The organism is Parasphingorhabdus sp. (genome assembly GCF_036963805.1).
GTDB lineage: Bacteria > Pseudomonadota > Alphaproteobacteria > Sphingomonadales > Sphingomonadaceae > Parasphingorhabdus.
In genome coordinates this window covers 611762-633401 of record NZ_JBALUN010000001.1, presented here as the reverse complement: position 1 = coordinate 633401, position 21640 = coordinate 611762, and the positions used below count along the sequence as shown (strand labels likewise).

Sequence of the window (21640 nt, the reverse complement as noted above, 5' to 3'; positions counted from 1 at the left end):
AAGCCATATCTTCCGATTTTCCGCTAATCTAACGGATGAACGACAATTAGCTTATTTCAATAGAAACGAACGAAATCTTAGTAAATTCCGCCTTCGTCCTGAAGGAAATCACTATCATTTTGTGCCGGTCCGTTATTACGACTGGCATTTGCTGCATCCCGGTTGCGCGCAGCAATCTTGGACGCCTTTAATTGCGCTTTCTTAGCTTCCAAACGCGCCAAAAGATCTTCCTTGCGGATGGAACGTTTTGGTTCTGTTTCTGGTTTAAACACATCCCATATAACAGAAGATTTTGGATCATCAGACGGCCAGCCACCGAAAACCCGCTTCCCGGTCTTGCGGTCCACCTTCACCATACGAATACCGCGTGGTGCTATGAAAGGAGTTTTCGGCATACCGGCCATTGCTTTTTCAGCAAATTGTTTGAAAATCGGCGCAGCCATTGTGCCGCCCTGCGCATAGCCCCCCATATTGGCAGGTTGATCAAAGCCCATATAGACACCAGCGACCATGTCCGGTGATCCGCCCACGAACCACACGTTAGTCGGACCGCTCGCCGTTCCGGTTTTGCCGAAAAGTGGACGATCCAGACTTTTTAGATTTTGAGCTGTCCCGCGAGTAATAACGCCTTCCATGATATTCACCATCTGATAGGCCGTCATAGGGTCCATGAGTTGCTTGCCTGCAGGTTTCGGACGAGGCATTGAATGTCCATCCCAATCATCCAGATTGCAATCTTCACAAATGCGTTTGTCGGCGCGGAAAATGACCTTGCCGTGCCGGTCCTGAACAAAATCAATCACGGTCGGCTTTAACTCACGGCCTTGATTGACCAGCATGGAATAAGCATTGGTCAGCTTTTCAACCGTTGTATCGCCTGCGCCCAGTGCGAAAGCGAGATAAGGTTTATAATCGCCAATACCCATTGTTTTAATGGTTTTGACGACATTCTCCATACCCGCATCATTGGCCGCGCGAACGGTCATCAGGTTACGAGATTGCTCTACACCCCATCGCAATGTCTGTTCCCCTGCTCCGCGAGAACCACCGAAATTCTGGAAACATTTGCGACCCAAAGAAGCGGATTGATACACACAGAACGGGCTATCAACGATGAGCGTGGCCGGTGTCATACCGTGGTCGAGCGCAGTCGCATAAACGAAAGGCTTGATCGTCGAACCCGGTTGCCGCTCGGCTTGAGTTGCCCGATTAAACGAGCTCATGCGATCATCAAATCCGCCTTGCATAGCCCAAATCCGGCCGTTGCGCGGATTTTGAACAACCATGCCGCCGGAAACCTTTGGCACATTTCGCAAGATATAATTACTGCCACCCGCTGGGCTAACCGCGATTATATCGCCAGCAGCCAAACCGCTTGGCGCGCCGCCAATACGCCCCCTTGCGCCATCAGAAAACCCGATTTCAGCGCCATTGCCCTCACGCTTTAAGGCGACTGCTATCCGCCAATCTGCATAATCGGTACCGATGAAGGTAGAAGCCAACCGTTGCGCCCATTTATTATCTATTTCGATCTTGTTGATCGGACCGCTCCAGCCCTTGCCGCTACTATAACGCAATAAACCGGTGCGCAGAGCATCCTTAGTATATTCTTGCAACTCGGGATTGAGCGAAGTCCGAACCCAAAGACCGCCCGAATAGACGCTAAAAGGTCCAGCCTTCTCGTTCTCGCCGAACTGCTCGATCAGCTGACGGCGAACTTCTTCGATAAAATAACCACCAACCCGTTCAAAACGAGCGCCGCCAGAGCGAATGGCGCCCAACGGCTGTGCAACCGCACGATCATGCTGCTCTTTCTTGATCCAACCATTTTCCAGCATCCGGCCCAAGACCCAGTCCCGACGATTTATAGCACGCTGCTCGTTATTTTCAGGGCGATAGTTAGACGGCCCCTTTGGCAAAATCGCCAGATAAGCCATTTCATGCAGAGCCAACTGATCGACATCTTTCCCAAAATAGGCTTGCGCCGCTGCTTGTACGCCGTAAGCATTTCGACCAAGAAAAATCTGGTTGAGATAAAGTTCAAGAATTTCCTGCTTGGTCAGCACTTCTTCAATACGATAGGCCAATAAAGCCTCACGCACTTTACGGCGATAGGACACTTCGTTTGTCAGCAACAGGTTTTTGGCGACCTGCTGCGTGATCGTGGAAGCACCGATGGGTCGCCCACTGCTCGATATATTGCTGATCATCGCACTAGCGATACCGGGATAGTCGAGACCGCCGTGTTCAAAAAATGTTCTGTCTTCCGCCGCTAGATAAGCACGCACCAACAATGCAGGATATTCAGCATATTCCAGTTGTACCCGCCGTTCTCGGGCATAACTATGAACCGGTTCGCCGTCGTAAGCGCGGACCATAGTTGGCAGTGGCGGCTCATATTGTTGCAGCGTTTTTGCATCAGGCAAATCGCGTGCAAAAATGACCCAAATCAGCAACCACGCTAATAGACATAGTGCAACAAAGCCCAAAAACAGACGGAAAAGTCGTTTCTGCCACAGCTGCTCTAATCGGTTAATAAAACCGCCAGTATTGCGTTCCAGCTTATACGCGAGACTTTCCGTCGTACCGGCGCTTTGATTATCAGGTATATATTCGTCCATATGGAGCGCTGTCTAGCACTATCGGAGGCATTTTCCAGAAAATATCGACGAAATATTTTATCGATCCACCCTCAGGTACCAAATGTTACAATAGTGCTATGTCTCAAAGATTAACCGACAAAGCTCAGCTATCAGCGCTGAGCCAATTTCCGGGCAAAATGTGCCTCTACGGCATTGGCGATTCCACGGGCAACTTTGCCTTGCCCCGAACGGGAAATCAATAACGCCACGTCATCTTTGTTGGTCAAATAACCGCTTTCAAACAAAACCGATGGCGTATCAGGTGCCTTTAGCACGACTAGAGAAGCGAACCGGTGCGGATTGGTACGGAATTTGATTGCCCGCTCCCCTTCCCTGATCAGCAATTTGGCGAAATCAGCGGATACGTTCAGCGTTTCACGCTGTGTCAGGTCAATGAGGATTGACGACACCTCTTGATTGGCACCGCCCAGATTAATACCATTGATAATATTCGCGCGATTCTCTCGCGCGGCTAATTTTGCTGCTTCCCGGTCTGACGCAACTTCTGACAAAGTGTAAACGGTTGCCCCAGAAGCAGCTTCGTTACCGGCTGCATCTGCGTGAATGGATATAAAAAGATCCGCGTCAAGCCGCCGTGCGATGCCATATCGTTCTTCGAGCACGAGGAATTTATCAGTATCGCGTGTCAAAGCCACACGAACCCGTCCACTAGCAAGCAATTGATCCCGAACAGCCTTAGCAATGGCCAGCACCACGTTCTTCTCATATTTGCCGCCGTGAGGTGAAACCGTTCCGGGATCATGCCCCCCATGCCCTGCATCGATGACGACGAGAGGCCGGTTACTATTTTTAGGGCCGCTGATCTTAGGCAATGTCACCGTATCTTGCGGCTTACCCAGCGGTACCTTTACACTATAACTATTCTTAGGCGGCTCAGCGCGGAATTGGGCCGGCGGGAGAAACGACTTGCGGCTCGTTATAAAAGGATAGGCACCACTGGACTTAAGACTCAATGTCAGACTTTTCCCATCGGCAGAAAAACCGCCTCCGGTAATGACGGCCGGGCGATCGAGATCAAATACGATGCGCGCGGTATTGGAGTCATATTGTCCCTGACGCACAGATTTCACTATGCCCATCGCCCGACCTCCGCGTCCAGCGATGCCCCCTTTAACATCAATGGCTATCCGGTCCGGACCCATTAGCGAGAATGTGGATGCGCCCTCTACCACACCATCAAAGGATACTATAATTTGGCTATCATTACTATCAATACGGCTTACCGAGCCGGCAATTGCAGGGTTTAATGTCAATAACGATGAAGCTATAATTGCTGCAAATGGCATAGATGCCTTATGCAGTGCGTCTGCCATATTGGTCCAGTGAAAATTCATATTTAGGTATAACGTCCTTGGTTTCCCGCCACTATTTGCGGTAAAAACTCCATTAAGGACATAATCGTAATCTCTCGTAAAATGAGTTGGTTAACCGTGCGTTTACCGTGTTTCACTCTTGTTTAACGTTAATCCAATCATCAAATTAGCATAGCAGGCCAATCATGCGATAGTTTGTGTTGCTGATTTGTAATTGCGGTGCTAGCACCCCATGTATGTCGTAGTAACTATTTCAAAAACGGCATAGCTAAGCTGGATATAGATCCGGCACATACAGGTTGACGCAACATGAGGCATGACATCTCCGGCTCCGGAACTCTTCCACAGGGAAGTGTTTCTATGGACGGAAAGACTCTGGCTAACGGCCCGGGCCATGCATTTGTTGCAGACACATTTTTTTCAAAGATATTTGAACGTAACCGGATAACGCTGCGCACCCCAGATCGATGGACAACCATCGGAGTGGCCGCGCGCAAGAAGACGTTATCCCTTTTATATTGCATGGTCGCGACGGAAAAATACTCGCCGCACCATGCCAGGAGTACATTAAATGACAACGCGCATGTTAATCGACGCGCGCCACCAGGAAGAAACCCGAGTGGCGGTCGTAAAAGGGAACAAAATTGAGGAATTCGATTTTGAATCTTCAGAACATAAACAGTTAAAAGGCAATATTTATCTAGCAAAAGTGACGCGAGTAGAACCATCGCTTCAAGCAGCTTTTGTTGACTATGGTGGAAATCGTCACGGATTTTTGGCCTTTAGCGAAATCCATCCCGACTATTATCAGATCCCCAAAGAAGATCGCGACCGCTTACTCGCCGAAGAGGCCGAGCATGCAGCTGAAGAAGCACAGCTTCGTGAGCGCGAGGAAGAAGAAGGCGAAGGACCAGCAGAGGTTATCGGATCCGAAGCGACCGAAGAGCTGGATACAACCTTGGAAGACGTCGAGCAGGACGAAAGTGTCGACACCATCGATGTAAGCGAAGGTCAAGTGCCGACGGAAGATGGGAATGATGACGATGATAGCGATGATGACGACGCATCCGATGAAGAATCGTCCAATCGCGACGGCAAGTCCAGAGGACGTGGCAATGGTCGCAATGGCGGTCGCGGTGGTCGCGGCGGCAGAAATAACGTAGCCAAAGCCAGCGATCAGGCACGCCAGAAGCGGATGGCCTTACGCAAGCGTTATAAAATTCAAGATGTTATTCAACGCCGTCAGGTTGTTCTGGTGCAGGTTGTTAAAGAAGAGCGCGGCAATAAAGGCGCCGCCCTCACCACTTATCTAAGTCTCGCCGGACGCTATTGTGTACTCATGCCCAATACGTCTCATGGCGGCGGTATCAGCCGGAAAATTAATAATGCCGGTGACCGGAAGCGGTTAAAAACCATCATTGCCGATCTGAACTTGCCCAATACAATGGGCTGCATCGTTCGGACCGCAGGTCTATCTCGCACGAAGCCAGAAATCAAACGTGACTTTGATTATCTTGCGCGTCTTTGGGATGAAGTTCGGGAGAATACTTTGGGCGCAGTGGCCCCCAAATTGATCCACAGCGACAGTGATCTGGTTAAACGTGCCATCCGTGACATATATAATCGCGATATCGAAGAAGTATTGGTCGAGGGCGCAGATGGTTATGCTGCGGCCAAGAATTTCATGAAATTGCTGATGCCAAGCCATAGCCGGCGGGTAAAAAGCTATGCCGATCCGGTATCCTTGTTCCAACGCTATGGAGTCGAAGATCAACTATCGGCAATGTATCAGCCCGAAGTTCAGTTGAAGTCCGGTGGTTATCTTGTCATCAATCCGACGGAAGCATTGGTATCGATCGACATTAACTCGGGGCGTTCAACCCGTGAGCATGGCATTGAAGCTACAGCCGTAAAAACTAACCTTGAGGCAGCAGCAGAAATTGCCCGTCAATTACGCCTTCGCGATATGGCTGGTTTGGTTGTGATCGATTTTATTGACATGGATCGCCATGGTAATATCCGCAAAGTCGAGCGGGCAATGCGCGATGCATTGAAAAATGATCGTGCGCGCATTCAAGTGGGCCGCATCTCCAGTTTTGGTTTGCTGGAAATGAGCCGGCAACGCTTGCGTACAGGTGTCCTCGAGGCATCAACCAAGGTTTGCCCACATTGTGAAGGCACGGGCCTTGTTCGCACAGCATCCTCTTCTGCTCTATCGGCCCTGCGGTTGATCGAGGAAGAAGCTGCAAAAGGCAAAGCCAGCCAGATCACCCTCACCGCCAGCCAGGAAGCAACAATATATGTCCTGAACAGCAAACGGCATGAGATTGACGAGATTGAGAAACGCTACGGCGTATCAGTGGAAATAACTCCTGACGGAGAGATTGAAGGCGCCCGTATGGAAGTGAAGGGCGCCGGTGGGCCTCCTAAAAATACTCCGAAATTCGAGCCCATTATCGACGATGATGACGAGGAAGAAGAGATCGTCGAAGTTGTTGAAGAAGCTGAAGCAGCCGAGCAGGGCGAAGAAAGCGAAGAGCGTCCTCGCAAGCGCCGGCGGCGGCGCGGGCGGCGCGGGCGTGGTGCTGATCGTAACAACGAAACAGTCGAAGGTGATGACAGCAATAGCGAGAATCAACAAGCCGAGCAACGCCAACCAGAACCGGCAGAACAAGGCACTGGAGATAGTGATAAGCCGAGACCACGCCGGTCCCGGGGCGGACGCAACCGCAAGTCAGCTGTAGATACGGTAAAGGCCGATACGGCAGCAGCGTCAGAAGATGCAGGCGCACCAACAGCAGAAACCGTGACGGAAACTAGACCAGAGCCGGCAGAAAAGCCGAAACGGGCAAGTCGCTCACGCAAGAAGGCCGATGCGCCGATTGCTACATCAGAAGATGCCTCTGCAACAGACGAAGCGGCAACCGTAAAAACCGATGAAAAGCCCAAACGCCGCCGCGCACCGCGTAAAGCCAAAACAGTGCCGGAAACGACGGATGTCCCGGCAGAAATCACCGGCGCAGACAAAGCTGAAAAACCGGCAGCAAAAAGAGCGCCTCGGTCAAGAGCAAAGAAAGCTGATGCTGACGTTGTGAAAGTGCCAAAAACTGCGGATACTCCGGAAACTGTAGAGAAACCGGCGGCAAAAAGAACAGCGGTAAAAAAGCCGTTGTCGCAAAAAGCGGATGAAAGCACAGCCAAAAATAGCGACGGCGACGAAAGTACTACTGAAAAAACCGGGACGCCGCGCGGCGGCTGGTGGCAACGTACTTTTGGTTGAAGAATATAAACCGGCCTCTGTCCGTTAAAGCGGGTAGAGGCCGGTTCTATTTTCATCGCAGGTTCAGCCTCATCAGGCCAAAAGGAAGGTATATTCGCCAGGGCTTCATCCGAAGGAAATTCATGACTTCGCCAATTGATAATATGCGCAAACCTAAGGCCCGTCTTTCGTTGTCCCGTATCGGACAACTAATCACCGCCTTGCTCGCAATGATCGCTATCGCAGTGCAACCGGTCGCCGCTCAATCCATCCTTAGGGACGCAGAAACCGAAGCTTTATTCAGCGACATGGTAGCCCCTTTAGTCAAAGTGTCAGAGCTCGATGCAAAAGATGTCGATGTTGTCCTCATCAATAGCAGTGAGATTAACGCTTTCGTGGCGGGCGGACAGCGGATATTTTTCTATTCTGGAACCATTGAAGCAGCGGACAGCGCCGTAGAAATTCAGGGCATTATGGCCCACGAGCTAGGTCATATTACCGGCGGCCATGTCATCCGGTTTAATGAAGGCGTAAAAACCGCAACCGGCATAACCATTCTTAGTCTGATTTTGGGTGCAGCAGCCATCGCAGCCGGCGCGGGTGATGCTGGCGCGGGAATTTTGGCGGCGGGCCAGCAAGCGGCTACCGGAAAATTCCTCGCCTTTAGCCGGATTCAAGAACGCAGCGCCGATTCAGCGGGCGCGCGCTATCTATCCGGTGCAGGTATTACCGGCAGAGGTTCAATTGATTTTTTCAAAAAACTGCAAAATTACGAGTTCCGCCTCGGTATTCCGCAGGAAGACAGCTATGGCCGTACTCACCCGCTTTCGGGCGAACGTGTCACTCTACTCCGAGACGTTTATCAGGCTGATCCGGCATGGGATGCTGTTCCTGATCCCGACATTGAGAGGCGATTTCAGCGCGTAAAAGCAAAGCTGCTCGGTTTCACCAGCGAACCGGCGACAACGCTGCGGAAATATCCGGAAAGCGATCAAAGCATCCCAGCACGTTATGCCCGCGCTTATGCATGGCATAAAAGCGCCTATCCCGACCGCGCCTTGTTAGAGGTCGATAACCTTTTGAAAGATGAACCGAACGACCCATATTTTTTGGAACTTCGCGGACAGATAATGCTGGAGTCCGGTAGACCAGCTGACGCAATAGCGTCATTACGCAAGGCGGTCCAATTAACCAATAACCAGCCCCTAATCGCTAGCCTGTTTGGCCATGCCTTGATCGCAACCGAAGATGATAGCCATTTTGAAGAAGCGCAACGCGTGTTGAAAGCAGCGGTAGCCAAGGACAACGAAAACCCATTTGCCTGGTATCAACTAGGCGTTGTATATTCCCATCAAGGAGATACAGCTCGCGCCCAGCTCGCAACTGCGGAAAGTGCCTTGCTACAACGCAATTATAGCAGTGCTATTCGCAGCTCACAAATCGCCATGGCGGGAATACAGGAAAATACGCCCGAGTGGATCCGCGCACAGGATATTTCCTTAATCGCAAAGAATGAATTTGAGCGAGAGGATAAACGACGGCGCTAGACCGGAGGGACCAACAGTCTCGATAAAAGGTATTACATCGCCTCAATCGCAGTTATGGCATTCCCAATAATAATCCCAGCCAGTAATGTTTATGGGCAAACGGACGAAGCACCGACAAGGAAGTTTTGTTTTTTAAATGGATAAAAGTTGGAACATTTGAATAGAAAGTGGATGATTATGGTTGGTGGTGGTTTGGCCATAGCGGCGGCTGCGGCCGTCTGGTTCATTCAAACAAGCGGCGCTCCAGCAAGCGGGAAGGCTACTCAAGCCGCGATGACAGCGGGTATCGATGTAAAAGAACAAGCCGCTATTGAAGCCATTGTCCACGACTATATTCTCAAAAATCCCGAAATCATACCCGAAGCAATAGAGATTTTGCAAAATCGGCAGAAAACAGCTGCAATCGATGAAATCCGTTCCGATATCGAAGCCCCATTTGCGGGCACTGCCTTTGCGGGCAATCCCAATGGTGATGTAATCGTTGTCGAATATTCTGACTTTGCCTGTCCCTATTGCAAACAGACCACTGCCGATATTGGGCGTGTCTTGAAAGAAGACAAAAAAGTCAAAGTGGTGTTTCGCGAACTTCCGATTCTCAGCGAAGCAAGCAATGATGCGGCATTAATGGCATTGGCCGCTGCAAAGCAGGGCAAATATTTCGCCTTTCACGAAACCATGTTCGCGACCGGACGGCCAACCCCCTCAACAATTGAAAATGCAGCCAAAGAAGTCGGCATCGACTTAGCGGCAGCACGGAAATTTATGGCGACGCCTGAAGCCCAAAAAGAGCTACAGAATAACATTGCCATCGCCCGAAAACTACAATTTACCGGTACACCGGCATTTGTTGTGGGCAACCGAACCGAGGTGGGTGCGATTGGCTATGATGGCTTGAAAGAAATGATCGCTGCAGCGCGCAGTTCCAAATAGGCCTTTATTACCTTGGCCGAAGGAATTATTCGCTCCGTCCCTTAAAGTCTTGGGCTACAACATACCATTCGGATGACCCTTTGCGACTTGCAGGCGGCTTGGCATGTTTGACGGTTTTGAAATGCTTTTTCAGTAATGTCAGCAAATCATTATCTGTTCCGCCAGCCAGAACCTTAGCGACAAAATCCCCGCCTTCCTGTAAATTTTCGACTGCAAAATAGGCTCCGGCCTCGACCAGACCCATGGTGCGCAAGTGATCGGTCTGTTGGTGACCGACAGTATTTGCTGCCATATCCGATAAAACAAGATCAGGGGCACAGCCCAAAGCATCAATCAGCTTTTTCGGCGCGCTGTCATCCATGAAGTCCATTTCAAAGATAGTGACGCCTTCAATCGCATCCACAGGCAACAGATCGATGCCCACAATCTTAGCCTTAGGCACAAATTTCCGAATAACCTGCGCCCATCCACCAGGGGCAATTCCCAAATCAACGACCGCTTTTGCCTTGCGAACAAATTTAAATCGCTCATCCAGCTCCAAAATCTTATAGGCCGCGCGCGAACGATATCCGTCCGCCTTCGCCTGTTTGACATAGGGATCATTTAGTTGCCGCTCCAACCAGCGGGTCGAGCCGATTTTTCGGCCCTTCGCGGTCTTTACCTTTTCACGTTGTCCTGATCTGCCTCTACTCATGGCCGCTCTCCATTCATGACGGGCGCCTTTGCTCGTTAGACGATATCAGCGAACGCAATATGCCTTCCCTTATACCGCGATCGGCCACACCGACACGGCTAGCAGGCCAAATATCTAATATGGAATCCAGTATGGCACAGCCACCGACAACCAGATCTGAGCGTTCTTTACCGATACACGGTATCGCCGCACGTTCATCCGGAGAGCAGGCCGCCAGCATTGCGCTAATATCACGCATAGATTCTGCCGGTACAATTAAACCGTCTATTACCTTGCGGTCATAATGCGGCAGTTTGAGATGCAGGCTAGCGAGCGTTGTTACCGTTCCACTCGTTCCCAGTAACCGGAAATCGCTATCCTCCGATATCGGCAAACGCTCAGCAAATTCTGCAAAACTGTCTGTAACCCGCGCGCGCATATTTAAAAAAGCTTGCTCCCGAGCCGCAACATCATCGCCGTCATATCTTTCACTTTCGGTCAACGACACCACACCCCAAGGGGCACTCAGCCAATCGATAATTTCCGGAGCTGGCCCAGTCGTGTCGACCAACACCAGTTCAGTCGATCCTCCACCAATGTCAAATATCAAGGCAGGCCCGTCGCCCGGCTCCAGCAAGATATGACAACCCAAAACGGCGAGTCGCGCCTCTTCCTCAGCGGTAATAATATCGAGTGCGATGCCAGTTTCCTGCCGTACACGGTCAATAAATTTTTCACCATTGCTGGCGCGGCGGCAAGCCTCTGTGGCAACGGAACGGGCGAGCGTAACATTGCGACGCTTCAATTTATCTGCACAGATGGACAAGGCCGCAACAGCTCGGTCCATAGCCCTATTACTGATACGACCGCTCTCAACCAGACCTTCGCCCAACCGCACAACGCGAGAGAAAGCGTCCGTAACGATAAAGCCATCAGAAGACGGTTTTGCCACCAGTAACCGGCAGTTATTCGTGCCTAAATCAATTGCCGCATAGGACCGCAGCTTTGGCCAGCGGGCACCATTGTAATGAGAGGGAGACGCATTTCGACTCCCGTTCTTATAATTCGCCGCATGTTTCGGACGGTCCATCGTTGCAGATTTTTCGACGTCCTGCATTTGCGGCGATGGGGATGGTTCATCCACCATAACCGATACTCTTATATTTCTCCGGATCAGATAATACCGCCGGTACTTAGCATCAGAGATAACGGCAGCCCGACCGATGTGCAAGAGTTTAGCGTAAAACGGGACATCCAACGGTTAATTTGAAAAGCCTTGACCCACCATCACCGTCGGCTTATTGCGCCCACCGGCACTCCCCTGTCGTATAATGGTAATACCACGGACTCTGACTCCGTTAATTGAGGTTCGAATCCTCACGGGGGATCCAATAACTCTTCCATAAGATATTGATATTCAAGATTATTGTGCTTAATTTTGATGAAGCGCTCCCACTTTCATTCCCACACTCGGATCAGGTTGAAAAACGGCCAACGGCGAACAATGGCGAACAAAGTAGGGTGTAAGAAAGCGCTTATTTACCTTTTTTCGGTATGTGACCAGAGAACGAAAAAAGGATTCAAATGAGCGCCCACACACCACTGTTGCCTTCCAAAGCAATCAAACTTGTCGAAGAAGCAGGCTTGGCCGAAGCTCAATCGATTCTGGCAGACTACGCCGCAGCTGGGCTGGTTAAGACATATGCGTTGATGCGGACTACTACATCAGCCGGTCAGGCTCCGCAATCCGTTAGGGACGCCGCGATCCCAGCAGAAGTATGGCAACGGATCATCGCGGATGGCAAAACCGCTGAAGCATTGAACGGCGGCACCGCGCGCTTAGCTGGCTCTGACCTTATTGGCGGTGAACCGGACGTCCAGATTACCGGGATAAGGTTTTCGGACGCATCTCTGGGCAACGTGTTGGGACGCTACTGTTCTGAGCCAAAACCGATTGCATCCTGCAAGGCTAAAAAAGCGACTATTCCGACGCAACCACCTGAATCGAACGCCGAGCTGTCAGCCGAATCTCATATGAATCCACCTGAGAAGGTCCAGCCTCCGATACGGGACAGTGACTTGACCGCGACAATCGCTCAGGTCATGCAATCGACGGGGATTGGACGAACAAAGATCAACGATCTGATGAACGACGGGACGCTAGTCCGTAAGAAGATCGGCAGCCGCACGGTCATCACAGTGGAGAGCATCAAGCGTTACTTTCTTTAAATCCTTCCGCCTGATAATTTTCGGACGTAACGGACTCCCAGTCGTTTCGTTTTAGAGAGGAAGCATTTTACGATGTAGCCTATCGGTCGGACAAAAATAGATACAGGAAATTTCGCCTAATGGTGAGATCGCTGATCAGCATCTTTCCCAGCCACAGGCGAAAACACGACCATTTGGCAATCCCAACCTATCACGCGACTCTGAGCGGGAGTAAATTGGGATTGCCAAGAAGCGCAACTCCATTCAGTTTTAAGCCGCCTCTGCTGCCTCCCCAAAGACTTTCTCTAGAAGACCTGTCTGCTCTCCCTCCAAAATCGACCGAGCTATCGCTTCTGGTCGCTGCCGTAAATATCCATCAATCAATGCAAAGGTAGCTTCCGGAATACGAAGACATGGATCACCCTGAATGCGCCGCCATGCAACTAAAGCAATCGCCGTCAGCAAGGTATCCAGTTCGCAATGCTGTCGTGCAAGGTCCCAGTTTCCGGTTTCAAACGGCAAATCTGGGTTGGCCTTATCCCGTATCAACGCCACCGGAATACCGATCCGGATCAGCACCTCCGAAAGATGATGCCAGGTTTTGCCAAACCCTTTCATCGCTGCGTTGATATCCAGATGGGCTGGACGCACTGTGCGGGGCCCAAAAGCCTGGACAAGCTGTGGAGGCAGGGCGAGATCATGCGACATAGCTGCAAGTTCCATGACTTTGGCGTCCATCGCTGAGCCTCCATAGGTGACCAACGTCCGATCGGCACTAGCGCGTAAATCATCGAAGGCAGCGGACAACATCGCTCCTTCATCCTGATGTTCTGTTGTCCAGCTGCGCAATTTGCCGACCGATATCCGGCCAAGATCATCGATGCTGATATCGAGCAATGCGATCATATTCAGTTTGCGCGCAGCGATGCGGGTTTTGTGGCAGTCAGGATTAATTTCCTGATAGGCTTCGGTAAGGTAACGGTCGAACACCATTTCGGTGTCGAGGATTGTATATTTTTGCATAGTTTTTCTTTCTCCTGCTGACGTGCAGCAGGTTCTTGTTGTTAAAAAGTAACGGGACGGAGGTCGTCAACACGGCGCCAAGCCTGGAAGGCAGCTACCAAGCTGGCCTGATCCGGATCTTCGGCGAGACAATTGAACACCCATGACAGCCACAGCGCCTGTGCGTGATCTGCTGCTCGCCGGGATTTTTCTGATGGCCCGGCCATCTCCGAAGCCAGAGGAATACCGAACAATTCGGCGCTGACCCTGACATATTGGTCCTCTGTCCGGTGAACATGGATCTTGCGGTGGAGACCGAGATTGAAGATCGGTAGAGCACGAACGACATCGTCAGCAAAATCGGCTTTGTGCTTTGGCCGGTGAGACCCGCCCGGAGCTTCCAGAATTGTGCAAACGCAGTCGGTTTGTTGATCCAGCAGCTTCGTCATTTCCAGTAAAGGAGCGGTTCGATCCTTGTCCGGATATGTATGATGATGGCGCGTGAACAATACATCGTCACCAGACTGGAAATTGACTTCAAAGGCACCAAAAGCGCGAATGAACCGTTCGGTGTTGCGGCGATAGGGATGGTAGGTGACGGAAAAGGTGACGATCCTCTCCGAATATATGGGAGGTTTCATAAAAACTGTCCTGAAACGCCAAACGGGCGGTCATCCGAAGATGCCGCCCGTTTGGCTGGTGAATAAAAATATGCTGCGAAGATCTAGTTGTTCCGGGTTTTGACAATATCTCCTTCAACGGTGACGCGGGTGTGTTCCCATCGGACAGTCCGCTCAGAGCCATCAGCGGCAGCTTTGTCCAATATGGATTTGCCCCGGCGGATTGCCCGTTCGACCTTTCCTCCACGGTCGCATTTTGCTTCCACGACAATGGCTCTCTCGTTCAAAAAGAACATCCGCTTTCGGTCGAGTGAAACCATAACCAATGGCCGGCTCTTATCGAGCTGCGCTGGCTCGACTTCCAAAACTTCAGCGCCGCCAATGGAACGCAGGATCAGCGCATAGCCAGATGGTTTTTCACAGCTATTATCGGCCCAGACGCTGACTATCATGTCATGCCTGTTATCGATGGCAGCATCTGCAGCGGCGTTGAACACTGCCTCGGATGGAAAACTGATAGCTCCAAAGGTTATGGCGCAGGTTCCAGTCCGCTCTGCCTGCAAACCCAGCTCATAGCGCAAGGCATGCGTCATCGCCTTGCGCGGACAGCCCGCGCCAGTTGTATTCTTCTTCATTCTATATTCCTTTTCTTAGTGACGTCCTTTCTGGACGGAGCTTTTCCATTCACTTCGGAAGCTCAAATTCACTTTCAATTTCATTGTTCTCCGGGCAGCTTTTTGGCTGCCCGTTTCTTAATCTTCAGGATTCAGCGGTATCGCTCCAGCCATGTGATTGGCTCGATATGCGGCGTGCCCGAAAACGGCTTTAAAGCCCGCGCATACCAAGCCTCTTCTGCCTCGCGCTGATCATGCGCGACTTCAGTCCACCAGACCTTGCCATTCCAGCGCCAGCCTCGATCTTTTATGATCTGGCGATAATCATATGGCAGTCCGCGCGCTTCAAATAGCCACGTGTCGCGGCGGGCGTTGTCAATTGCTTCGCCCAAGGCAGTTTTGCCGGAGGGCGTGACAAAGGTCAGCAAATTGGTGAGACTGGTCACGTCATCCATTGCGCGATGCTTGACCGGATTAAACATGCCAGCCTGCATCAGCAGATGATCGGCCTTGGCCCCATCAAAGCCCCAGCCAGCCCAATCGCAATCGCGCATGGAGCAGATCCATGGCTTTGCATCAAGATCTGGGAGCAGTCTCTCGACAAATCGCCGATCATGAAAGCTGTTGTGAGCGCAAATGGCATCCATCCCATTCAGGAGTGTTGCAATATGAGCGGTATTGATGCTTCGGCCTGCCAACATCTCGTCCGTCAGACCGGTGAGCTGGATGATCTTTGGCGACAAAGGAACGCCGGGGTCTTGCAATGACTTCCCTGCACTTTCGATGCTGACAATTCGTCCCATCGCATCGACGATGACAAATGCGATGGCAATTTCGATTACAACATCGCGAATGGGATCAAGGCCAGTGGATTCTGTATCGAGGATCGCAACGTTCATCAGAGGTTCGACTGGGTCTGATAACTCTGGCCAATCCTGGAATGGCGTGACCCGATGCAAAACTCGAACCTTATCTTCTTCGTTTCCGGGCGGGTGGCCTGTAGGTGAATGCCCAGCGGTGGTCTTTATATTCATGATATACCTCTTGGTAGGAGGCTGGCCGACGGAAAAATTTTCCATTCATATTCCAACCTCAAAAACGAGGCTTCAGCCGGATGCTATTCTACTTTTGACGCGGAAGATAGATCTGCCGCTTTTCCCAGTGTGGATTCATGCGGAGGTAAACGGGAAGGCCGTTTATCGACCAGCGGTGCGCGAATGGATGATCGCCTATCAAACCGATGGCTTAACTCGTTGCCAAATTAAGCTCACATACTTATTGCCGAAATATGTAATAAATTGTTTTCGAACGATGGGGGGGGCAATTGGGCTTGTCAGATAGCATTAGAATTGTTCGCATTTTTATAGGATCTCCAGGCGGGCTCGAGGAAGAACGACGCGCAACACGCGAAATTATCCAAGAAGTAAATCAGGCGCACTCAGAGCACTGGGGGTGCCAATTGAAGCTAGTTGGCTGGGAGGATACAATCCCCGGCTACCAACGCCCGCAGAGCCTGATCAATGTCGATCTCGACAAATGTCAATATTTTATAGGTGTTCTTTGGAACCGATGGGGCACCAAACCCGATCTCGAAGCCAGCGCATTTACCTCCGGATTTGAAGAAGAATTCTGTCGCGCAAAAGACCTCACAGCTGCCGGATCGATGAAAGATATTGCTCTCTATTTCAAGGCAGTGAACGTCCCCGATGGCCTTGAGCCAGGACTAGAGTTCCAAAAGGTCAAGGATTTCCGCAAGCAGTGCATTGACGAAAAGCGCATATTTTTAAGGATTTTACGGAAACGGCCGATTTTCGTGATCTCGTTCGCAGTAAGATCAACGAAATCGGGTGGCACGAATTTGACCAACATGCGCTGCCCGGATCATTTAAAGGCGAAGCAGAGCAATCTCCTCAGGAAGATGCGGGTCAGATATCGCCAACGGATAAGAAGCTCTTCGATCCGGAGGCTATTGAATTTCTGTCAGCAATATCGATACGCACCGGCGAAAACGAACAGACCAGCCCCTATGAAGTCGCCAGATTTCGGTTGATCGCAGCCTCCTTGAAGGGTTCTGGCAATGACGAACTCTATTTAGGAAATCACGATGCAAACCTGATCTTCCGATATAAGAAAGAGCTGTCATTCTCCTTGCAGGAAATTCGCGCTCTGGTGGATTGCGGCATCGTCGGTTTTCACCATCAAAACGTGCCTTTGTGGCGATGGCTGGTCGATCTGGGCATGAAAGAGGAGCTATTCAAAAGGATAAAGGTTCTTGCGATTGTAGGTGATACCGAGGTGCAGGGGAACGCGATCAGGCTGCTTCAGATAATTGGTGAACCTGTCCCACAGTTTGATGAAAATTTCACCAGAGAAACGATCGTAACGCGCTGGCTGGACGCTGATGATAATAATCAGGCATTTAGTGCGGCCGCCGAATTTCTGAGCCATAATGGCGCGGAGGACGAAATCGAGATTATCGAAAAAATCTCCGCAGGCTATCCGCCCCACAGAAAAGCAAAACTGGATACCATCGTTGCGACCATAAAAGCTCGATTTTCACGTGAAGAAGCGCTTAAATATATCTGTTCGCAGGGCGTCGATAAGGTCATCGAATCCTCTGTCGAGATGATTTTTTCGACACCGAGCGCGCTTTCAACAGACATTCTCGCAGAATGCCTTTCTGCCAAGCCGGACACCATACGGCTTAAAGCGACGAAGCTGCTTATCGAAAGGGGCGAACTAACTGAGGCGGCGGCCCAGATACTTTTGAGTGACAGTAACCATGAAATCCGTCTCCTGGCGGTTGAAGGCCTCCAGAACGGTGAGTTTCCGGTGGCTTTCGAAACTGTAAAGACCATCCTTACTATCCAGAAGGCTACCTTTGGCCTAGGTTTACTTCAGGCAGCCAAGACAGATGAAACTTACTATGATCGATATCTTGAAAATCGGATGGGAGAAAAGGATTTTGACCAGCTCAAGCAACTAGTCGCCGAGGCTGGGGTATTCAACGAAAAGGAACTGTTCGCGTTTTATGGAAAGTTTAGTCGAAGGCTTTCAGACGACATACGCGCAAATCTTCGCGATCAGTTCGCGTCGATGTTCGAGGAGAAGGTGAAACAGGCTGAAGCTATCCCAGGGATCAAAGACGATTACCGCACGAAAGTCTACCAGCTCTGGGATTTCTATCAAAAAAAGCTTTGCTCCCGTGCGATTGCCGTTTTGTGCGGTCTTAAGATCAAGTCAGACATCGGGCTAATTAGAGCCACGCTCGATTCGACCGAGATAGACCTTTCGCCCGAGCTTTTGGCATATCTAGCCAACTTTGGTGACTGGTCCGATGTCGGTCGCATCGAGCGCCTTACGTCGTCATCGAAGGGTAACCGCGGTCTGCTAGATTTCTCTTATAACATATTTGCCGAGGAGAAGGCTGCCGCGATTTTTAAACTTGGGAAACACCGCATTGCCGATTTGCTTAATGCGGATATGTCTGCGCCGATAAGAAAGGCACTGACTAAGCTTTACCCAAAAAGCATTTTCAGGAATCTGAGCAATGATGCGATCATAGCTGAGTTGGACAAAAAAGATGATGAGTATCGCATCATTTTCACGCTGAAATGCATCGAAAGTTTACCCAAAAAGCGGATAGAAACGATTCTCAACCAGTATATAGACCGCGATACTCAGAGATATTACAATTGCGTCCACTGGCTCGATCTTGGCGCATCACTTCCAAAAAAACAGGCGAATGCAATCGTTTGCCGAGAAATGTTCCGTCGTTCGCACTAATCCGCTTGCCTATCTAACGAGCTTTTCGTGCATCGCTGCAAGTAGATCTGCTCTTTCAGGAGTCTCCTGATGCCAACCCTCCAGGCTGAACGGTAGAGTTGTCCGTTTTCAGACAATCCGCGATTGAGCTTCTATGACCGGGAGTGGGCGCATTTCGGACTGACGATAATTGGGCTGGTAGCGGAATGGCAGGTTTTAAACAGGCTGGGGCGCAAAGGAGACATTCACTTCAAATTCGTTGTCACTTTTCTGCTTCAATCCGCAAAATCCATGTTTCGACGTTTTCGGGCAGACCGAGCCGTCGAGCAGCGGCAATATCGCGCCGTGGATCGTAGGCAAACGCGGTGATAGGAATGGCGCGATTGGCCATTTCGAGCATCATGTGGGTGAACCGCTCCATGTTGGCGGTTGTTTGTTCCTTTGGGATTACGACGGGCGGCTCTTTGAGAAAGCTCAGGGTGTTGATCAGCATAATCTCATCAAATCGATCACGCAGTTGATCGTTGGTCAAAGGTTGCAGGTAAGAATTGCGACGATAGTTGGTTCGCCAGCGCTCGTGACGTGGTGCCTGTTCGGGAATATGGTCAATGGTGGTGAAGTCGGACGCCTGTGGTTGCTTCAGGGATAGTTCTGGGTAACCGCAATGGCGTATCCAGGCGCGTTGGATGAACTCAAGGACATCCGATTTCCAAGGCGCATCGTAAACGCCGTTCCCTTCGACCACGGTGAGTGGAAAAGTCAGAAGGTTTTCCACGATAGTTGCATGACGCTCGGTGAAGTAGATGATTGCATCGACGTGGGCGAAGCGCGGCGAGCCATCGTTGTTTAGGCGACGCACGGCGTGCCAAAGAATATAGGACACAATGTGCGGATCATAGGCTTCGTGGTCTTCGTTTACGAGGATTAGAATTTTTACGAGACTAGTGCGCGGGTAATCCTTCTCGTGCGCTTCAAGCTGGCGATTGGCTTTCTGTAACGGGCGAGTGATGCCTCGCCCCACCCGTTCGAGCACCTGCTTACCGATGCCTTCCGGGTCGTCCGTATTCTTTATCATGGCATCCATCGGGGCGCTTCCGAGAAAAATCGGCCAATCCGGACGACGCCGTAATTGCTCGACCAGATTTTCAATCCGATCCTTACCGTCATCTGCAAGCGTTTTCAGCTCAATGGCTACGAGACCGCGCAAGCAAGCGTAGTCTGGCCGAAGTTGCTCCGAATTGTCAGGATCATCGAGTGAGTGACCGCGCAAAGCTTCAAGAATAAAGCGCTCGACGCGTGGGGTCAGTGGCTCGACAGGGCCGGTTCGTTCGATACGCATGGCGTAACCGACATAATTGATGCTGCTGCTAATTGCTTCTAAAAAGATAAAATCCGTCGCGCGCCCGTAAACAGCATCATGCGTTTAAGACTGCCATGCCGTCGCTTGTATAGTTATATCGCACGTCACTATCGAGCGCAAAACAGCCAATCAGCTTTCTAACCAATCAATGTCCGTTTTCGGGAGATCGGCGGCGCAACTTCAATAACCGATGTTGGGCGCATTTCGAAACGAGAGCAATTGGGCCGCTACCGAAACGGCAGTTTCGCTTCTTGCCCGTTACCGTGCCGATACCTTGAACACCATGCATTGAGGTCCTTTTCTGCGCCGCAATAGCGGCAGTTTGAAAAAGAACTGTTTGAAGAACGGGAAATTTGAAATTCCCGGGTTGAAGGGAAAAAAGAATATGGCCGCCTGCGCGGCATATGGAGTCCTTAAAAATGAAAAAAGTAAAAATTATAAACGACTTGCAGTCGATCACGATGCCTAAGACAATAGATGAATTTGAAGAGGAGAGTGGAAAATCCCGATATATAGAATTTCGGGCACGTCCGCCGTAAGCGGACAAAGGCGCCTCTCAGGCGCTCTGGGGGACGCAGACCTTTTTCTGCGTCCCCCAGTGGCTGCTGAGCAGCCTGTCAGCAAATATCTTTCCTGCTCTTTACGCTTTCTTAATTGTCTGCCAGTTATGGCGAAGCCACGGGGCCGGGCTCGGCCTCCGCTTTTCCCCTCTACCCCCTAATTCAATAACCCTTTCATTACTCGGGTATTGATTTGCAGGTGTTCGCTTCTGACGAACTTTTGGGGTGACCGCTTCCGCTTTAACCAATCAATCGGCGACCAAGGCTTTAGGCAAGGTCTGTATATCAAAGATTACATTAGCATCTCCGATAGTGCCGATGACCGGGACCGATAACTGCTTCTGCGTCAGTCGCTTTCCCAGATCCATGCGGGCGAGGTCGAACCCGTGCTCGTGGTAGGAACATTCGCCATCGCGTATTTCGATATCCCCGTTTATTCTTACATTCATCTCTAGCGGTTCGCTAGTTTGAAGCACGAGACGGGCCAAGGCTCCTTCTTTCCAAATTCTGCAGTCATCATACACTATGGCTTCGCCCCATCCGCTCGCGTCGAAAAAGCTGATTTTCATATCGTCCAGCCGATGCTTGGAATCATATTTTGATCTACCTAGAGCGACATAGATTATGTTCCAGTCCTGTTCAAAAGAGTATTCAGCAAGGTCGAATTCCGCTTCTTTGGTTAATCTACTGCCTCCCATAACTAGTGTATTCAAACCCGGGCATGGCGTAGCAATAGAGGCACAGAATTCGTTTTCAATTGCGAGCAAGATATCATTTACGCCGCTTTGGTAGTTGGATGGGTTAACTGGAATGGTATAGTTCATGAGATTCTTTCCTTTGCGGCTGTGCCGCGCTGAGTGGTTTCGAACCACGAAGCTGGAATTTTTCCTTTCAACTTCATGATTCAAACTTTCTGCTTTTCTGAAAGAATTACTCTCTTCTGAATTACCTATCCCGATGCTGCGCTACCCTGCATCTTACGTCTGACCCGATTGCAGGCCCCAACCCCCTACCCTCGTCTCGAGCCAACAATGTTAGTTGCCACCCATTCTCTCGACCAACGTGGAGCCCTAGCTAGGGGATCAACCCGGTTTGACGAGCTATGGTATGGCGATTAGCAATCACC

The 21640-nt window shown here is 50.7% G+C and carries 16 protein-coding genes and 1 tRNA gene; 7 read left to right on the top strand and 10 right to left on the bottom strand.

Annotated elements, in window-relative coordinates; genetic code table 11:
• Positions 1 to 77 precede the first annotated feature (77 nt).
• Both V7676_RS03075 and V7676_RS03070 read right to left on the bottom strand, forming a co-directional pair.
• On the bottom strand, positions 78 to 2621 hold the full coding sequence (locus V7676_RS03075; RefSeq protein ID WP_335658188.1) for a penicillin-binding protein 1A: 2544 nt from the start codon (positions 2619 to 2621) through the stop codon (positions 78 to 80).
• Positions 2622 to 2752: 131 nt separating this feature from the next.
• Positions 2753 to 3997: an N-acetylmuramoyl-L-alanine amidase gene (locus V7676_RS03070; RefSeq protein WP_335658187.1), complete on the bottom strand. Its 1245-nt coding sequence runs from the start codon at positions 3995 to 3997 to the stop codon at positions 2753 to 2755.
• Between the two features lie 550 nt (positions 3998 to 4547).
• Here V7676_RS03070 and V7676_RS03065 point away from each other — a divergent pair.
• From V7676_RS03065 to V7676_RS03055, 3 genes are all read left to right on the top strand, one after another.
• Positions 4548 to 7256 carry an Rne/Rng family ribonuclease gene (locus V7676_RS03065; RefSeq protein ID WP_335658186.1) on the top strand — a complete coding sequence of 903 codons (2709 nt, stop codon included), beginning with the start codon at positions 4548 to 4550 and terminating at the stop codon, positions 7254 to 7256.
• A gap of 122 nt (positions 7257 to 7378) precedes the next feature.
• Entirely contained in the window at positions 7379 to 8782 is a 1404-nt protein-coding gene (locus V7676_RS03060) for a M48 family metalloprotease (protein ID WP_442955387.1), read from the top strand.
• Positions 8783 to 8953: 171 nt separating this feature from the next.
• Positions 8954 to 9712: a DsbA family protein gene (locus V7676_RS03055; protein WP_335658185.1), complete on the top strand. Its 759-nt coding sequence runs from the start codon at positions 8954 to 8956 to the stop codon at positions 9710 to 9712.
• Between the two features lie 25 nt (positions 9713 to 9737).
• Here the strand turns inward: V7676_RS03055 and V7676_RS03050 are convergent, their stop codons facing one another.
• Together V7676_RS03050 and V7676_RS03045 are read right to left on the bottom strand one after the other, a co-directional pair.
• Positions 9738 to 10406, bottom strand: a complete 669-nt coding sequence (locus V7676_RS03050) for an RlmE family RNA methyltransferase (RefSeq protein WP_335658184.1) — start codon at positions 10404 to 10406, stop codon at positions 9738 to 9740.
• Positions 10407 to 10419: 13 nt separating this feature from the next.
• Positions 10420 to 11532, bottom strand: coding sequence for a Ppx/GppA phosphatase family protein (locus tag V7676_RS03045; RefSeq protein ID WP_335658183.1), 1113 nt, complete (start codon positions 11530 to 11532; stop codon positions 10420 to 10422).
• Positions 11533 to 11702: 170 nt separating this feature from the next.
• On the opposite strand from V7676_RS03045, the gene V7676_RS03040 reads away from it, so the two are divergent.
• A tRNA-Gln gene (locus V7676_RS03040) sits at positions 11703 to 11776 on the top strand.
• 193 nt (positions 11777 to 11969) lie between these two features.
• A complete protein-coding gene (locus V7676_RS03035) occupies positions 11970 to 12614 on the top strand; it encodes a hypothetical protein (protein WP_335658182.1) in 645 nt (214 codons plus the stop codon).
• 249 nt (positions 12615 to 12863) lie between these two features.
• Here V7676_RS03035 and V7676_RS03030 read toward each other — a convergent pair whose 3' ends face one another.
• From V7676_RS03030 to V7676_RS03015, 4 genes are all read right to left on the bottom strand, one after another.
• The gene (locus V7676_RS03030; RefSeq protein WP_335658181.1) at positions 12864 to 13616 is read right to left on the bottom strand and encodes a hypothetical protein; all 753 of its coding nucleotides are present in this window, start codon (positions 13614 to 13616) and stop codon (positions 12864 to 12866) included.
• A 41-nt stretch (positions 13617 to 13657) separates the two neighbouring features.
• On the bottom strand, positions 13658 to 14236 hold the full coding sequence (locus V7676_RS03025; RefSeq protein ID WP_335658180.1) for a hypothetical protein: 579 nt from the start codon (positions 14234 to 14236) through the stop codon (positions 13658 to 13660).
• Between the two features lie 83 nt (positions 14237 to 14319).
• On the bottom strand, positions 14320 to 14850 hold the full coding sequence (locus V7676_RS03020; protein ID WP_335658179.1) for a hypothetical protein: 531 nt from the start codon (positions 14848 to 14850) through the stop codon (positions 14320 to 14322).
• A 131-nt stretch (positions 14851 to 14981) separates the two neighbouring features.
• Positions 14982 to 15863, bottom strand: coding sequence for a 3'-5' exonuclease (locus tag V7676_RS03015; protein WP_335658178.1), 882 nt, complete (start codon positions 15861 to 15863; stop codon positions 14982 to 14984).
• A 290-nt stretch (positions 15864 to 16153) separates the two neighbouring features.
• Between V7676_RS03015 and V7676_RS03010 the strand changes: the two genes are divergently transcribed.
• A complete protein-coding gene (locus V7676_RS03010) occupies positions 16154 to 16879 on the top strand; it encodes a DUF4062 domain-containing protein (protein ID WP_335658177.1) in 726 nt (241 codons plus the stop codon).
• Positions 16876 to 18615, top strand: coding sequence for a hypothetical protein (locus tag V7676_RS03005; protein WP_335658176.1), 1740 nt, complete (start codon positions 16876 to 16878; stop codon positions 18613 to 18615). Before V7676_RS03010 ends, V7676_RS03005 begins: the two co-directional genes overlap by 4 nt.
• Positions 18616 to 18856: 241 nt before the next feature.
• Here the strand turns inward: V7676_RS03005 and V7676_RS03000 are convergent, their stop codons facing one another.
• Together V7676_RS03000 and V7676_RS02995 are read right to left on the bottom strand one after the other, a co-directional pair.
• Complete coding sequence (locus V7676_RS03000; RefSeq protein ID WP_335658175.1) at positions 18857 to 19933, bottom strand: hypothetical protein; 1077 nt, start codon at positions 19931 to 19933, stop codon at positions 18857 to 18859.
• Between the two features lie 829 nt (positions 19934 to 20762).
• A complete protein-coding gene (locus V7676_RS02995) occupies positions 20763 to 21338 on the bottom strand; it encodes a hypothetical protein (protein WP_335658174.1) in 576 nt (191 codons plus the stop codon).
• Between the last annotated feature and the right edge of the window lie 302 nt (positions 21339 to 21640).